We start from the raw sequence: 15,674 nt of genomic DNA, 5'->3' as shown, positions 1-15,674 counted from the left end.
GAAACGATTGCAGACCACACCTGAAACTCCCTTTTTGGCATCCGAGGCGGTGAAGCTGGCCAGTTATCTGCGCCAAAACCCTTCCGCTATCGATGAGAGCCCATCGGACCTTGCACAACTTGCAGGGGTGAGTCCGTCGTTGATCGAGCGCGCGATGACTCAAGTTGATCTGCGTGCGAGCCAAGGCAATCGTCAACGAGAAGCTAAGCGCTTCAAGGTCCCAGCATGGATGAGATGGTGCGGCGATCTTTGGATGAGCATCACCGAAAACGCCGGCGCTTTCTTCTTGGTCACGATCCTGCTGAGCATCGTTTTATTCCTCATCGGCGAGACCTCTGGTGGCAAAACGGTCGCTTCGAGTGGCGGTGGCATTTCGATCCAAAGTGACGACATCGTGCAGGCTATCGCGATCCTTGGCACCACGCTCCTCCATTACTTATGCATGATGCGACATGGCAAATTCCGCACTGTTTTCCTCGGGACTGCCATCTCCTATGCCTCAATGTTGATCGGAGCGGGAATCATGATCCTCCGAAACGGATCGGACAGAGGACAAACCCCTATTGAAAAGTTCGCGATAGCCGGTCTCGCGTTCTTTGTACTGGCGATCGTCTACGGGTTTTTCGGCGCGATTTTCTCCTTTGTTGGAGCGGGCATTCGGATGCGGCGCATCGAGCTCAGCAAGGATTACCTTTCTCGGCAAGATCTGCTCGAGCGACTGTTTGAACTCGAAGAGCGGCTCAATGCAGCATCAGAGAACAAAGTCGATCTCCACGGCTGGCACTCATTGCCGCTGTTTAAGCAGATCGAAAGCAACCCCTGGAGTTGGGCCGGTGTGGTTTCGTTCTGCATGAGCACGATCGTCGTGCTGCTTGTGGGGATCCTGGAACAGAGATTCGGTATTGATCATGCCTCGTTCCAATCTGCAATTTCAGCAGGGCTAATTGGATTGCTTTCCATTACAATCCAGACGGGACTCGCCTTCTTGGGCGGCAAAGTTTGGCGGTCCGTACTCATTTCGATGCTCTACACGGTGTGCGGCAATATACCGATGTTGATCGGGCTGTATCTCTTGAATGTCCCGGTTCCAGGGACTGGTGACATTGCGAGCCACGTGGCTGGACTTATTTTCGCCATAGTTATTGGAGTCATTGCAGGTATCGCAGGTGCCATCGAAAGACGTGGATTGCGAGATCGAATGATGCAGCTGAACGACCCCGAAACGTTGCTTTACGAGTATCTGGACATCCAAAGGCGATTGAACCCCGGTCCACGAGACATCACCGTTGTGGTTGTTGATGCAGAAAAGTCGTCGGTGATGAAGATGATGGCGGACCCCTATGTCGCCGAGTGGTCGTTCCGCGCGTACCAGCAAATGCTTGAGCGTGTTACTCAAGAGCATAACGGCGAAGTGCTTTCGACGGCTGGCGACGGGGCGATCATGGTGTTCAACAACCCGATCGATGCTCTCGCCGCCTCGGAAGATATTCAGGAGAAAATCCGCGAATTCAACAACACCGTCAACAAGCTCAGCATGCCGTTCAAGCTGAGAATCGGGATTCACCGAGGCACCATCGTCGGTCACATCGAGAAGGTCCAATTCACCGAAGTGATTGACATCGCCGCACACGTCGAAGCTGCAAGTGAGGTCGGCGGAATTGCCTTAACCGAGCGAGTCTGGGAGACGATGCCCGGACTTCGCGGAGAAGCTCTCAATCTACTGGTGGACAATCAAGTGGTCTATAAGTTGGAGATGCGAACGGTTTGAGCCAGTCCTCAGCGTTGCTGCTCGATCTTGGCCGATTACCCTACAACGAGGCTTGGGACAAACAGCTTGAGGTCGCCGAAATGGTGATGGCGGGCGCGCCAGACACCTTGATCTTCGTCGAGCATCCGCCCGTGCTGACTCTCGGGGCGGGATTCCACGAACAGAACCTTCTCTTCACTCCTGAACAACTGAAGCAAAAGGGAGTTGACGTTGTTCGGACCGACCGAGGGGGAGACGTCACCTACCACTGCCCCGGGCAACTCGTCATTTATCCGATATTCGATTTGACCCGACACGGAAAGGACCTCCACAAATGGCTTCGCGATCTTGAAGAGACCCAACTCGCGGTTCTCGCTCACTACGGAATCGAGGGACGCAGATTTCCACCTCATACGGGCGCATGGATCGGGGACAAGAAGGTTAGCGCGATTGGAGTCAAGATCAAAAAGTGGGTGAGCGTGCACGGAATCGCGATGAATTGCAACAACGCGATGGACGGATTTCAGCTCATCATTCCGTGTGGGATCGTGGGGTACGGGGTCACTTCGTTGAGCATGATCCTCGGCCGCGATGTGACCGTAGACGAGGTCAAAGCTGTGACGATTCAAGCATTCGAGCAAGTATTTGACTTACAGTTCGGTGTGGTTTAATCGCCGCCAAAGCAGCGTCAGCGCGGCTTGCGACGCTCGCATTCGAATCGAATCCCTGCCCTTTCCAAGGTGGTGCTGCTCCACTTCGACTTGGTGCGGACCAGCAAGAGCCACATAGACCAACCCTTCCGGATTCTCGCGGTCGTCTGGCCCGGGACCGGCCACACCGGTGATCGCAAGGGCGTAATACGTACCGTATCTCTTGCGCGCGCCAATTGCCATTTGCTCGGCGACTTGCTCACTAACTGGAGAATGGGCTTCGATCAACTGCTCTGGTACCCCGAGTTCTTGGATTTTCATTTGCTCGGTGTAGGTCACCACTCCGCCGACCAAATATCGGCTCGCGCCGGGCACTGCGGCGAGACGACTCATAAGGAGTCCAGCGGTACAACTTTCTGCGGCCGACACCGTCAGATTGAGGGCTGCCAACCGCTCACCGACTGCCATTTCGAGGGTCGTTTCATCCGTACCGTAGACATGCGCGCCCAGAATCTGACGGACGCCTGATTCTAGTGGACGGATCAGCTCCTCGGCTTCTGCGACATTCTTTGCGCGGGCGGTGAGCCGAAGGTGGACTTCCCACGTTTTGGCGTACGGCGCGATGCTCGGGTTGGAAGTGTGGAGCAGATCTTTGATGGCATCTTCGACCCTACTTTCACCCATCCCGCATACGCGCAGGACTTTCGAATGGATGATGCTTCCTCCAGAAAGTTTGGCAAGCAATGGCTTGACATAGTTGGCGAGCATCGGCTTGAACTCGCGTGGCGGCCCAGGCAACGCCAGAATGATCTTGCCGTCGACGTCCATTCGTATTCCGGCGGCGGTTCCGAACGGATTGTCGATGAATTGCCCTCCGACCGGAAGCATTGCTTGTCGTTGGTTTGAATCCACCCACTTCAGGTTTCGGCGATCAAAAATCTGCTTTAAGGTGGCGAGCATCTCTGGCTGAAGCACTAGTTCGACGTCGCAACTCGCAGCGATTGCGTTTCTGGTGAGGTCGTCTTCTGTTGGTCCGAGCCCGCCGATGGTAATCACGCAATCGGACCGATCGAGTGCCTGCCGAATCGCTTGGGTCGCGCGTTCAAGGTTATCGCCGACCGTTTGGCGAAACGAGCAATCGATTCCGCACTCGGCGAGCAACTGGCCCAAGGTCGCGGCGTTCGTATCGATCGTCGATCCTAACAAGAGTTCGGTGCCCACGGAAACCACTTCTGCTCGCATGATTACTAGATTGTGTAACGAAACTTAACAATCGACTTCAACCCTATGAGTTCAAAGCGTTAAAGCAAGCGAATTTTGAACCTAAGAATTCACCCCAAAGAACCTATTTCTTATTGTGTTGGGGCGATTTGCGCCTGAAAACATTAGGGGTTTCTAATCAATGCCATTGTTTGAATACACCGCCATGGACTCGAGTGGTCGCACCATTAAGTCCACGATGGACGCCGAAAGCGAAACGGGCGTACTTGCCCGATTGCGCGATCAAGGCATGCACGTTCTGGACATCGCGCCAGGCAAGGCTGCCAAAGGCGGCGCCATCACTGCCGGGAAAATGAAGCCAAAATCGCTGGTGATTTTCTCGCGGCAGTTCGCGACGATGATTGACGCCGGTATTCCAATTCTGCGCTGTTTGGAAATTTTGGTGGCGCAGCAAAAAGATCCTGTGCTCAAGAAGGCCTTGGAAATGGTGCTCGCAGACGTCAAATCCGGCGCGGCGCTGAACGAAGCTCTGGTCAAACACCCGCACTGTTTTAGCAAGCTCTACATTAACATGGTCCGCGCGGCAGAGCTCGGCGGTATTTTGGACACCATTCTCGAACGGCTTTCAGGCTTCTTGGAATATGAAGCGGAGGTCAAGGCGAAGATCAAGAGCGCGATGATGTACCCAGTGCTCGTCTTTGGCTTCTCGATCCTCATGCTGTTCGTTTTGTTCAGCTTTGTGCTTCCAAAGTTTAAAGAAATTTTTGCGGACATGGGCTCTAAGCTCCCTCCGATCACGGCAAAGCTGTTCGCCTTTGGTGACTTTATGCAGGCCAGCTGGTGGATGATTTTGATCGTCGTCGCCGGAATTTGGATCGGTATCAAGATGTGGGGCAAGACCGATCAGGGCCGCTACAAGCTCGACTATTTGAAACTGAAGACTCCGGTCATCGGGGAACTGGTGCTCAAGATGAGCGTTGCCCGGTTTACCCGTACGTTCGGCACGTTGATCAACTCTGGTGTGCCGATGATGCGAAGTCTCGAGATCGTCGGAGAAACCCTGGGCAACCAAGTTCTCAATTCTGCAATCGAACAGACCCGATTGAGCATTCGAGAAGGTAATCGACTTTCCGCGCCATTGATCGCCAGCGGGCTTTTCCCGACCATGGTGACTCAGATGATCGACATCGGCGAAGAGTCGGGCCGACTCAGCGAAATGATGGTCAAAATTGGCGATTTCTATGATCAAGAAGTGGAACAAACCGTGAAAGGTTTGACCTCGATGATCGAACCTGCGCTGATCATCTTTATGGGCGTCGTGGTGGGATTCATCGCGATCTCGGTGATGAGCCCAATCTTCTCGATCGTCAACGAAGTGAAATAAGAATTCGCGCTCTGGGCGGACTTGAAATCCGCCCGGAAAGCGCTTTGGCTACAACTTAATAATCGCCGGACGGGAGCAAGGATGTGACCGGATGGCAACAGTCCAGAAAGGATTCTGGGCTTAACCAAAAACATCAGGGAGTGATAAAAATGGGAGAAATGCAAAAGGTCCTCCAGGACCCGGAAATGCTGGTTCAGCGATACTTCGCGAACCCAAGACCGGACCTAAAGGACATGATTCTGGTTCAATTCGCGCCAACCGTGGAGCGGATTGCTCGAAGATTCTCAGGGATTGAGATGTTCGAAGACCTCGTTCAAGTGGGCTATATCGGCCTTCTGAACGCACTGAAAAAGTTTGACCCGGAAGCGGGGGTGCGGTTTAACACCTATGCCACCCACCTCATTGCGGGAGAAATTAAGCACTATCTGCGAGACAAATCGCAGGTCATCCGGCATCCTGCCTGGCTGCAGGAATTGAGGCACAAAGTGAACCGAGCAACATTGAAACTTCAAGCTGAATTCGGACGAGTTCCAACTCCGACGGAAATCGCCGAAGAGCTCGGAGTCAGTGAATCTGCCATTGCTGAAGTTCATTCCACTGCAGACCTTTTAAAGGTCGGGTCTTTCGACGCCATGCTCCCAGGCGAAGAAGACGGAAACGAAATTGACAACATGCCCGCTTGCACCAATGAATCGATGGGCGTGGAAGATCGGCTCGTCTTGACGAGCGCGATGGGTCAACTTCGCGATCTAGAGCGAGAAGTTTTGACGGCGTTTCACTTTGAATCGCTCAGCCAAACTGAAATCGCAAATCGACTCGGCATTTCTTGCAACTACGTCAGCCACATCTTGCGACAATCGCTCTCGAAGCTCCGACGCATCCTCTCGAATGAAGAAGAACGCGATCGAATGCTGAAGAAGCAGCGCCAAAATGTGGACGAAGCCGTGGTGGACCTGAACACCGGCCTGTATAACGAGGCGTACTTTAAGGGCCGACTCGAAGAAGAAATTCACCGCGCGGCGGCCGACGACGTTCCCGTTGCTGTGGTCGTAATCAAGTTTGAAGGCCTGAACGGACTCCAAAACTATTACGGCGCCGAAAGTGTCCGCGACTTCCTGAGCGATGCTGCCGACTACATCAAGGATCTGGTCCGCAGACTCGACGTTCTGTGCTGCTATGGCAAGGACGGATTCGGGATCATTCTCCCAATGACGGGTGGCACCGCTAGCGTGGTCAAAGCTCGACTTGAGAACCGATTGAACCCTTGGACAGCAACTCGGCGAGGACCACATGGCGTGATCCGTGCAACCTGCGGCTACAGTTACATGGACGGCGAAAATCGCACGATGGAAGACCTGCTCAACGAAGCTTGTGAATGGGCCGATCCATCGAACGAGGACAGTCAGGCCGCCTAAAGAAATAGGTATCGTAGGCACAACTCGGCATGAATTTCACTCCTCTTGAGCTGATCAAGTTCGCATTCGCTGCTTACTTGGCATACGACTTTGTGCAATACCTTCGTTCGGGGCAGCTCAAGCGTCATCTGACCGTTTTTGCCAAGCGGACACCTCTGGAGTGGGCCAAGGCGTTTTTGCTGGTCACCGCCGAAGTGGCTGTTGTCTTTGGCATCATCTACGCGCTTTGGGCTGCAAACGAGAAGATCTTCTCTTGGAGCTGGCTGAACCTTGTTGCGACCCCAGCCGATGGTGAAAATCCGGGGACCAATCTGATCGTGTCCTCCACTCAAAACAAGTGGTTTGGGCCTGCGTTTATCATTTTGCTTGCGCTCAATATCCCGAGGCTTGCCCGCCGGGAAGAAGAGATTTTTCGCCGCGGCACCACGGACTTTTCGGACGCTCTGATTCGCTCCACAAAGTTCGGTTTTATGCACATGATCGTTGGCGTACCAATCGCCGCCGCAGTCGCTCTCTGCTTTTCGGGCTTATTCTTCACCTGGCGATACAAGGTCGGCCGGATACGAGAATCTTCGTACTATCACAGCGTCCACAACCTCGCCTTGGTGGGATATATCGCGTTTTTGGTCGTCACCGGGAAATTCTAGTCTCGGGATAACGCGCACTCTGCCGACGAATCGCGTCCAATTCGGGGGCTGTGACGTCTGAGCGTTATGCGTAAGATCGGCGGCAGTGCGGCCTCCAACACCCTCGCGATTATCGTCGCCAGCCTCGGCTACTTTGTCGACGTCTTCGATATTTGGTTGTATAGCTCCCTTCGGAAGAGTAGCCTCGAAGGCTTGGGGTACACCGGCACCCAAGTCAAGTCGATTGGCGAAATGCTGCTCAATTTCCAGATGGCAGGCTTTATGGTGGGAGCGATTCTATTCGGGATCGTGGCCGACCGCAAGGGCCGACTTACGGTGCTGTTCAGCAGCATTCTCACCTACTCATTGGCGAATATCGCAAACGGATTTGTTCATGACGTGAACCTTTACGCCGCGTGCCGATTCGTGGCAGGGGTCGGATTGGCGGGTGAACTCGGTGCAGGCATCGCGCTAGTCAGCGAACTCGTTTCCAAAGAAAAACGCGGATGGGCAACGACCTTCGTCGCCACAGTAGGCGTATTCGGTTCCGTGGCTGCACCGTTGGTCGCAAAGTCTTTTGATTGGCGCACGGCCTACTTTATCGGCGGTGGCATGGGGCTCTTGCTGCTTCTGATGCGCGTTGGCGTTTTGGAGTCCGGGATGTTCGAGAACGTCAAAGACCGCGATGATGTTAAGCGCGGCGACTTCAGGCATCTGTTCGAAACCAAAGACCGGCGAAGGCGATATCTCGCGATTATCTTGGCCGGAGTCCCGGTGTGGTATTTTGCCGGCGCATTGATGACCTTCAATGCAGAAGTGCAGCAAGCTCTTGGCATCGCGAATCCCGCCAAGCTCCCGGATGTCATCGCTATCGGAGCACTTGGGCTGTGCTTTGGCGACATCCTATTCGGCGCGCTGAGCCAGCAAATCAAGAGCCGTCGCAAGGCTTTCTTCGCTGCTTACGGATGGATGATCTTGGCGATCGCGGCCTTGTTTACGCTTTGCAAAACAGGTGATGCGTTCTACTGGACGATGTTCATCGGTGGGCTGGGAGCCGGCTATTGGGCAGTGTTTGTGACCACCAGTGGAGAGATTTTCGGCACGAACTTGCGCGGTACGGTGGCGACCACCGCACCGAGTTTCGTCCGCGGCATCGTCATCCCCATTTCGATTTGTGTCCACTTTTTCGAACCCAAAATTGGATATATCGCTACGCTCAGTTTCATTGGTGCGATTGTGTTTGCCGCGGCGATCTGGGCGGTGAGCATCATGCCAGAAACCTTCCATCACGACATGAATTTTGTGGAAGAGTAGGGGCGCAGCGTCACGGAAATCGTAACCTAGATCGCCGGTTGGCGTCTAACAGAATACGATGCGCGTGATTATGTTATTTTTGATATCCATGTTGGCCATGTGGGCATCGGCTCAACATTTCAACGATCCGACCAAACCGCCGATTCAGTATTCGGTCTTTCGCGAAGGCACGAACGGCAAACTGAAGTCGTTCCGCACCTATCGCATCAAGACAAACGCAGACTGGCAACGAACTTGGACCGAAGTTACCGGTGAGCCGGCCAACCTCGCTCCTCGGGGTGTCGACTGGATGAAAGATGAGCTCTGGGTGATCTGCCTTGGCGAACGACCAACTGGAGGCTATTCTCTGCGGTTTCTGGGCGCTGAGTACCTCGACACCAATGTGATTGAAGCGCGATATGGCGAAGTCGCTCCATTGCGAGGCGAGTTTGTGACTCAAGCGATCACGAGCCCGTACATCGTCGTGCGCGTTAACAAAACCGCCGGAAATCCAAAATTCACTCGATGCAACGTCGGCGAGGGCTACGATGGCGGAACAGTGATCATCGGCCCTGGCTATACCTATGGTCCAGACACCAAGCCGATCCGATGGAATCAAGTTGACAAGGGATCGTACAGCAACTACCGCGATTGCCGAAGTTTCGTGCTTACGACTGAGAGCGAGTTTGTTGAATATTGGAAGGCTGTTCAACCTAACCGAGAACTCACCAATAACCTCCTGAGATCCATTAGTTGGAGTGATGAGATTGTGATTGCGCTTCACGCGGGCCAAACCAATCAGCCCGGCGCGCGAGTTGAGATCGACCGAGTTCTACTCGATAGTTCCGGCAAGCTTTCAATCAGCTGGTACGTGGACTACGATCAGGGCATCGGTAATAGCCGATACACCTCGCCTTACTTGCTGTTGCGGCTACCTCGCTACACCACCAACCCGCAGATCAGAAAGTTGCCAGGCCGACCCTGGAACTAACTGATCAACTCTTCAACCTGAGTCGCGAGATCGTCCGTTTTTTCTACACGAACACGGACGATCCGCCGCGCATCCGTTGCAGTCACGGTGAATTTGTATCCTTCGTGGAAGTAGGATTCTTCTGGCTTTGGCTGGCGGCCAAATAGCCCAAAAACATATCCCCCTAACGTATCGAATTCCTCGCTTTCAAAGTGGGTCCCTATCTCATTGTTGAGGTCGTAAAGGTTTACCTTGCCCTCAACATCCCAGGCATTTCCGGCCGGTTTGATCGGCTTTTCGTCGGTATCGTACTCGTCGACGATATCGCCGAGAAGTTCTTCGACGATGTCTTCGATCGTCACTACGCCTGCAGTGCCGCCAAACTCGTCTTGAACGATCGCCATCTGAACGCGCTCGGTCTGCATTTCCCTTAGAAGATCGTGAAGCGGTTTGTTCTCAGGAACGAAAATCACAGGACGCAAGAAGGTGCGCAAATCCTGCGCTTGATCGGCCTGTTTCATTTCCGCAATCATGAGGTCTTTGGCGTGGACTAGTCCCAAAATTTCGTCGTCAGTTTCCTCGTACAGCGGAATGCGCGAATGTCCAGATTCGACGATGATCTTCATGATCTCTTGAATGCTGGCAGTAATGGGCGCGCTGTCTAGATCGACGCGAGGAGTCATCACTTCGCGGGCAATCGTGTCCCCAAATTCAAAAACGGCGTGGACGAGTTCTTTTTCTTGCTCTTCGATCTCACCCATCTCTTGGGCGCTTTCGACCATGCTCTTAATTTCTTCCTCGGCGAGATTCGGGATGCTAAAACTTGCGGATGCTCCAAACCGTTTCGTCACCAGATTGGCGATGCCCGTCAACACTCGGCCCGGAACCGCGAATACCAGCGCAGTGGTACGCACCATTCGGTACAGTCGAAGCGCGACCCGGTGAGGGTATTGCGCGGCATAGCTCTTGGGCACCAATTCTCCGAAAATCACGTTGACCGCCGCGACAGGAAGGGTGATCACGATCCCAGCGACCAGCACGTGCCACCATTCGGCGGTGATACCGTTCTGCGCCTCGTACCAATGCGCGAGCGATGGAGCCGGCACAAAGGAGAGAATCATCATCCAAGCTCGCATCGTCTGAGAGCCCAATGTGCACGCAGCGACGTATTGCGGCTTGCCATCGATCAGCGCCTGAAGACGTTCGGATTGGCCATTCTGGACGATCTTGACGTGCGAGCTCCGCAGAAGTTCGATGGCGGTGTCGGCAGCGACAAAGAGTCCATTGAGGAACGTCACCACCAAAACGATCGCGACAATCATCCCTGCATAGGAGGGGATTGTGGTCGGCAACATCTCCTGCGTTTCGGCCGCCAAGGCAATTCCTGGTAACACCAGCATCACCCCAGCACACAACGCTGTGCGCCAGGTTCGGGTCGAGTAACTACGATCAGGTTCCGTTTTCATAATCTATTTGGGCATCAGACCGAAGGTGACTACAGAGAGCACCAATCCGACCGTCGCACCCAATACGAGTTCGCCAAAAGAGTGGATTTTGGCTTCCCATCGACTCTGCGCCACAATCACAGCCAGAGCCATCGCCAAAACTGTAATCATTGGCGAATCCGACATAAACATCACTGCGCCGGCAAAAAAGAAACCAAACGCCGCGTGTCCACTCACCATTCCGCCACGAAGAACGGTGCCTCGCTTTCCGAGACCCTTCCCGATGACGACAATGGTAAACAAAACAAGACTTCCGAGGAAAATTCTCCAGGTCAAAGGAGTGCCAGGCTGCTCGCTGGTCAAGGCGACCCGGATTCTCTCCCAGGCATCGTCACCGACCGCGATCAGAACTCCAACCAGCACCGCCATGATCGTCGTGATCAGCACCGCACCGGCAGAAATATCCTTGGCGAACTTTGCCAGCGGATGGTAATTCGGCGACGCTAGGTCAACCGTCGCTTCGATGGCGCTGTTGAACATTTCGGCCACCAACACGAAGTTGATCATGAACAGCAGGACGAGCACTTCGCGTGTTCGAAGGCGAAGCAGCATTGCACCTACCACCACAAAGATCGTCACATACATGTGAACGCGCATGTGGCGCTGGGTTTTGAAGGTGTACACCAGGCCGCTGATCGCGACGCGAAACGGATTGAGAACGTCACTTACCGACGGCATTTAGGCATCCCCTCCGTGCGGGAGACTCGCCCACTCCTGGTCCATGGGAATTTCTGCCAATCTCGCAATCGTGCCCATCTTGCGCATCATTTCCGCGTGGTCAGGCTCGGTGAGATCGTCGTAGCCTAACAAGTGTAATCCTCCGTGGATCGCTAGCAGGCAGATTTCGTCGGCGACCGCGGCTCCTCTCGCTTTGGCTTGCTTTTCCGCCATTGGAAAAGAGATCGCGATGTCCCCGATCCCCATGCCGGGAAGGTCTGGTGCAGGCCAGCTGAGCACGTCGGTGGTCTCATCGAGTTGTCGCCAGTTGTGGTTGAGCCCGCGAATCTCTTCGTCTGTTGTCACCAACACCGAAACATCCCCGAATCGCGCGTTTTCATGCGCCAGTAAAGTCTTCAATGCGAGTTCAATCCTCTTGGTTGGGATACGACGACCGGAGTTGTTCGAGATCAAGATGCGATGGTGCTTCGGGCGCATGGGTTAAGACATCCTCAGGATAGGCAATGCGCTCGTGTCGAAGTGCACCCAGAGATCGCAGGAAAGAGGTTTCGATCGTGCGGAGATCGCGAAAAGTGAGGTCGCACTCGTCCAATTGACCGTCGGCACGTCGTTCCTCAATAATTCTCTTGATCGCAATTTCCAGTTCTTCAGTGCTTCCTCGCGGAATGGACCGGCTCACCGCCTCGACGCTATCTGCGAGGTGCAGCACGGCGAGTTCGCGTGTTTGTGGCCTTGGTCCTGAATATCGGAAAGACGATTCAAGTTCGGGGGTTGGCTCGTGATCTTCGATCGCCCGGCCATAAAAGTAAGTCATCAAGCTCGTGCCGTGGTGCTGGTGAATTCCATCCCAGATTTGCTTTGGCAATCGATGCTTTTTGGCCAGCTCAATTCCATCGCTCACATGTGCTGCCAAAATTCGCGCACTGACATGCGGCGGCAAGGTGTCGTGAGGGTTTTCGCCGACCTGGTTTTCAATAAAATAGCTCGGGCGTTCCAGCTTGCCGATGTCGTGGAAATACGCCAGCGCTCGAACCAGGACCGGGTTTGCGCCAATAGCCCGCGCGGCATTTTCGGCCAAGTTCCCCACCATCACAGAGTGTGCGTAGGTTCCTGGAGCGCGGAGCGTGAGCTCCTTCAGAACTGGGTGCTCCGGCGAACAGAGTTCCAGCAACGACCAGTCGCTCACCAAGCCAAAGATCTTTTCGACCACGATCACGCCCAGCCAAAAAATGCTGGTCGCGATCACCGCGCTCAGCACGGCCCATCCCATCGACTCGATCACCGGTCGAACGGTAGCGACTTGCATGGCGGTGGTTCCAGCGGCAATGGTGCCTTGCGCCACGGCGACGATCGACATTGCCCGAAGTAGGTCTGAGCGTTGCTTCAACGGGTTCACCGCGTGCGCGCCCACGGCTGCAGCCAGCCAACTCACTACCAAGAAGTCGATGCTGAGTGCGCCGCTGATACCGAGCAAGAAGCAGATGGTGGTGAGGCAAAAGAGCGAGATCGCCGGGCCAAGCAAAGCCGACAACAGCATCGCCGTGGCCAGAATCGGCGCGCACATCAAATAGCCGACGCCTTCCAGGCTACGACGCCCCAAGGATTCAGTGAGAATCTGTACACCCGCGACTGCGGCCAGACTGCCGATCCAGAGGATTCGCTCCGCGGTACGAGCGACAACGCCACCCAGCGGCGTGTGCCGTACGTGAAACCTTGTGAGCACGATCACAGAGATCGTGATGATGGCGAGACCACCAGCGTTGCGCCAATCAAGAGGATTCGCGCGGTGCACCAACAGCAATGTGGTCAGTGCGAGGGTACAGAGCAAGACCCAGAAGAGTTCGCGAAGGTGACCGAGCCACTTGCCGACCCAGAGGTCTTGTTTTAAAAAACTACGTAAAGGAATGTCGTTCATTTACATAAAGAAGCGCGCAAGTGAATCCTGCGCGCCCCTCCAGTACTACAGAAGCGCTTTATTGAATGCGGCGTCGGCGACCGGCCTTTCGGCGTCGCTCGGACGGCTTTTCGTAGTGTGCGTGCTCTTTCAAGTCGCGAAGAACACCGCTCTGCTGGACCTTCAAATTGAAGCGCTTGAGCGCACTGTCAATACTCTCACCATTTTGTACAACAACGTGAATCAAAGAAATAGACTCCTTCTAGAGCGCTTATTATACATGATCGGGAAGCCAAAGTGGAATCCTCATGATTTTGCTGGGGAAACTGGTGTTCTTAGGTGCCCGATGATCAGCGCAATATCGCTCGGGCGTACTCCAGGAATTCGGCTCGCTTGCCCTAATGTTTGAGGCTTTATTCGGCTCAACTTTTCTAGGCTCTCGTAGCTGATGCCCTTTACGATCTTCCAATCAAATCCATCTGGAATTGGCATCGATTCCAGCTTCTTGCTTTGCTCAATCTGGCGTGTTTGAACTTCGATATAGCCGTGATATTTGGCTGCAAGTTCCAATTGATCTCGAACTTCTTTGCTTTCTAGCTTCGGCGAGAGATGATTCAGCCGATCGCCAAGCCATTCCACCTGCTCCAGCCGAATTTCTGGCCGGCGCAAAAAGTCAAAGAAGCTCATCTTATTGAGCACGGGCGAGGTCGGCATTTGATCAATCAGCTCTGAATGCGCGCCAGAAAGCGTTCCGGAATCCAGCCACTCACGGCCGCGATCTATCGCCTCCATCTTCCGGCTGAACCGTTCCCAACGCTCATCGCTGCACAATCCGATATCCCTGGAAGCCGGCGTGAGGCGCTGATCTGCGTTGTCGTGGCGAAGCACCAACCGGTACTCCGCGCGCGCGGTGAGCATGCGGTAAGGATCTTCCACCCCCTTCGTGATCAAATCATCGATCATCACACCGATGAAACTTGTGCTTCGATCAACTTTGAATGGCGGCTCGCCCTTAGCGCTCAATGCGGCGTTGATTCCGGCTATGATGCCTTGTCCAGCGGCTTCCTCGTATCCGCTGGTGCCGTTCAATTGCCCCGCAAGATAGAGTCCCTCCACTTGCTTGCTTTCGAGGGTGTCGCGGAGCTGGAGCGGATCGGCCATGTCGTATTCCACCGCGTAACCCGGGCGCATCATCTCCACGCTTTCGAGCCCTCTAATCGATCTTAAAGCCTCTAGTTGAACTTCGGCGGGCATTGAAGTGGAAAAACCCTGAACGTAGATCGACTCAGAATCCCACTCCTCTTTCTCGAGAAAAATTGGATGGCTGTCTTTGTCTTCAAACCGAACGACTTTGTCTTCGACGCTCGGGCAATAGCGAGGACCGACGCCCTGTATCTGGCCACTGAACATCGCCGATTTGCCCAGATTCGCCTTGAGAATCGCGTGGGTTTGGGCGTTCGTTGAAGTCTGCCAACATGGCAACAACTCTCGCTCTGGCATCGGCTGGTCGTACATGAAGCTGAGCGCCCCAGCGTCTGGCTCGCTCTCCAGCAAACTCGTCAACTCTTGGTTGATCGACGAGAATTTGATTCTAGGCGTGGTGCCGGTTTTGAATCGTCGGACTCGAATTCCGACCGACTCCAAGAAAGGACTGATTCCATGCACGGCGGCGTCGCCTTCGCGTCCAGCAACCGTTTTGTTGCTTCCTTCGTGGCAGAGCCCGTTCAAAAACGTTCCAGTCGTGAGCACGACGGACTGGCACGCGATCCGAGTTTCTTCGGAAGACGATCCGATTCGTGCGCGAACGCCTGTGACCCTGCCGCCCGAGGTCTCGATCCACTCCACCGTTCCCTCGAGCAGTGAAAGATTCGGGCACAGCTCCAGCACGTTACGCATAAAAGCGGGATAGCGTGTTTTACAGACTTGGGCGCGCAAAGTTTGGACTGCCGGGCCTTTGCCTGTTCCAACTCTTCGGATGTGGGTCAGTGTGTGATCTGTTGTGACTGCCATCTGCCCACCCAGCGCATCGACTTCACGAGCGATATGGCCCTTGGCCGGGCCGCCGATGCTGCAATTACACGGCAAATGACCAATCCGATCTAGGCGAAGAGTGATACAAAGTGTGGGGATTCCGAGCCGCGCGGAAGCCAAAGCAGCCTCAATGCCTGCTTGCCCCGCTCCGACCACGATCACCTTGGGTTCGATCACAACGCATTAAGCTACCAGAAATAATCCGAAATCAGAGCTGTTTTTGAACTTACCTCCGCAAAAATTCGGGGGTTTTTGCATGC

The 15,674-nt window shown here is 54.4% G+C and carries 14 protein-coding genes; 7 read left to right on the top strand and 7 right to left on the bottom strand.

Going from position 1 to position 15,674, the window contains the following annotated elements; genetic code table 11:
- Positions 1 to 34 precede the first annotated feature (34 nt).
- Together J0L72_06140 and lipB are read left to right on the top strand one after the other, a co-directional pair.
- Positions 35 to 1,768, top strand: a complete 1,734-nt coding sequence (locus J0L72_06140) for an adenylate/guanylate cyclase domain-containing protein (protein ID MBN8690357.1) — start codon at positions 35 to 37, stop codon at positions 1,766 to 1,768.
- On the top strand, positions 1,765 to 2,418 hold the full coding sequence (gene lipB, locus J0L72_06135; protein MBN8690356.1) for a lipoyl(octanoyl) transferase LipB: 654 nt from the start codon (positions 1,765 to 1,767) through the stop codon (positions 2,416 to 2,418). Before J0L72_06140 ends, lipB begins: the two co-directional genes overlap by 4 nt.
- On the opposite strand, the gene J0L72_06130 is transcribed toward lipB, so the two are convergent.
- The gene (locus J0L72_06130; protein MBN8690355.1) at positions 2,398 to 3,639 is read right to left on the bottom strand and encodes a competence/damage-inducible protein A; all 1,242 of its coding nucleotides are present in this window, start codon (positions 3,637 to 3,639) and stop codon (positions 2,398 to 2,400) included. The two genes, lipB and J0L72_06130, sit on opposite strands and share 21 nt — an antisense overlap.
- A gap of 160 nt (positions 3,640 to 3,799) precedes the next feature.
- Here J0L72_06130 and J0L72_06125 point away from each other — a divergent pair, with 160 nt between their 5' ends.
- The 5 genes from J0L72_06125 to J0L72_06105 all read left to right on the top strand — a co-directional run bounded on the left by J0L72_06125 (position 3,800) and on the right by J0L72_06105 (position 9,327).
- On the top strand, positions 3,800 to 5,002 hold the full coding sequence (locus tag J0L72_06125; GenBank protein MBN8690354.1) for a type II secretion system F family protein: 1,203 nt from the start codon (positions 3,800 to 3,802) through the stop codon (positions 5,000 to 5,002).
- A gap of 158 nt (positions 5,003 to 5,160) precedes the next feature.
- Complete coding sequence (locus J0L72_06120; GenBank protein MBN8690353.1) at positions 5,161 to 6,417, top strand: sigma-70 family RNA polymerase sigma factor; 1,257 nt, start codon at positions 5,161 to 5,163, stop codon at positions 6,415 to 6,417.
- Positions 6,418 to 6,446: 29 nt separating this feature from the next.
- Positions 6,447 to 7,064 (top strand): hypothetical protein, encoded by a 618-nt coding sequence (locus J0L72_06115; protein ID MBN8690352.1) that lies wholly within the window; start codon positions 6,447 to 6,449, stop codon positions 7,062 to 7,064.
- A gap of 66 nt (positions 7,065 to 7,130) precedes the next feature.
- Positions 7,131 to 8,357 carry an MFS transporter gene (locus J0L72_06110; GenBank protein MBN8690351.1) on the top strand — a complete coding sequence of 409 codons (1,227 nt, stop codon included), beginning with the start codon at positions 7,131 to 7,133 and terminating at the stop codon, positions 8,355 to 8,357.
- 70 nt (positions 8,358 to 8,427) lie between these two features.
- A complete protein-coding gene (locus J0L72_06105) occupies positions 8,428 to 9,327 on the top strand; it encodes a protease complex subunit PrcB family protein (protein ID MBN8690350.1) in 900 nt (299 codons plus the stop codon).
- Here the strand turns inward: J0L72_06105 and J0L72_06100 are convergent.
- Genes J0L72_06100 through mnmG form a run of 6 tightly spaced genes read right to left on the bottom strand, consistent with a single transcriptional unit; the run spans position 9,324 to position 15,591 of the window.
- Positions 9,324 to 10,772: an HlyC/CorC family transporter gene (locus J0L72_06100; GenBank protein ID MBN8690349.1), complete on the bottom strand. Its 1,449-nt coding sequence runs from the start codon at positions 10,770 to 10,772 to the stop codon at positions 9,324 to 9,326. The two genes, J0L72_06105 and J0L72_06100, sit on opposite strands and share 4 nt — an antisense overlap.
- Positions 10,773 to 10,775: 3 nt before the next feature.
- A complete protein-coding gene (locus J0L72_06095; protein ID MBN8690348.1) occupies positions 10,776 to 11,489 on the bottom strand; it encodes a diacylglycerol kinase in 714 nt (237 codons plus the stop codon).
- Entirely contained in the window at positions 11,490 to 11,888 is a 399-nt protein-coding gene (gene ybeY, locus J0L72_06090; protein MBN8690347.1) for an rRNA maturation RNase YbeY, read from the bottom strand. It abuts the gene before it with no gap.
- 7 nt (positions 11,889 to 11,895) lie between these two features.
- Complete coding sequence (locus tag J0L72_06085) at positions 11,896 to 13,404, bottom strand: HDIG domain-containing protein (GenBank protein MBN8690346.1); 1,509 nt, start codon at positions 13,402 to 13,404, stop codon at positions 11,896 to 11,898.
- Positions 13,405 to 13,462: 58 nt separating this feature from the next.
- Positions 13,463 to 13,630 carry a 30S ribosomal protein S21 gene (gene rpsU / locus J0L72_06080; GenBank protein MBN8690345.1) on the bottom strand — a complete coding sequence of 56 codons (168 nt, stop codon included), beginning with the start codon at positions 13,628 to 13,630 and terminating at the stop codon, positions 13,463 to 13,465.
- 59 nt (positions 13,631 to 13,689) lie between these two features.
- A complete protein-coding gene (mnmG, locus tag J0L72_06075) occupies positions 13,690 to 15,591 on the bottom strand; it encodes a tRNA uridine-5-carboxymethylaminomethyl(34) synthesis enzyme MnmG (protein MBN8690344.1) in 1,902 nt (633 codons plus the stop codon).
- Positions 15,592 to 15,674: the final 83 nt, after the last annotated feature.

This window comes from Armatimonadota bacterium (genome assembly GCA_017303935.1).
Taxonomy (GTDB): Bacteria; Armatimonadota; Fimbriimonadia; order Fimbriimonadales; family Fimbriimonadaceae; genus JAFLBD01.
This window is presented reverse-complemented; position numbering and strand designations above follow the sequence as displayed.

Bases quoted from the DNA above. Each gene is read 5' to 3' on its own strand.
- J0L72_06100 (MBN8690349.1), bottom strand. From the start codon at position 10,772: ATGAAAACGGAACCTGATCGTAGTTACTCGACCCGAACCTGGCGCACA.
- J0L72_06130 (MBN8690355.1), bottom strand. From the start codon at position 3,639: ATGCGAGCAGAAGTGGTTTCCGTGGGCACCGAACTCTTGTTAGGATCG.
- J0L72_06105 (MBN8690350.1), top strand. From the start codon at position 8,428: ATGTTATTTTTGATATCCATGTTGGCCATGTGGGCATCGGCTCAACAT.
- J0L72_06095 (MBN8690348.1), bottom strand. From the start codon at position 11,489: ATGCCGTCGGTAAGTGACGTTCTCAATCCGTTTCGCGTCGCGATCAGC.
- J0L72_06125 (MBN8690354.1), top strand. From the start codon at position 3,800: ATGCCATTGTTTGAATACACCGCCATGGACTCGAGTGGTCGCACCATT.
- J0L72_06115 (MBN8690352.1), top strand. From the start codon at position 6,447: ATGAATTTCACTCCTCTTGAGCTGATCAAGTTCGCATTCGCTGCTTAC.
- J0L72_06110 (MBN8690351.1), top strand. From the start codon at position 7,131: ATGCGTAAGATCGGCGGCAGTGCGGCCTCCAACACCCTCGCGATTATC.
- J0L72_06085 (MBN8690346.1), bottom strand. From the start codon at position 13,404: ATGAACGACATTCCTTTACGTAGTTTTTTAAAACAAGACCTCTGGGTC.
- J0L72_06120 (MBN8690353.1), top strand. From the start codon at position 5,161: ATGCAAAAGGTCCTCCAGGACCCGGAAATGCTGGTTCAGCGATACTTC.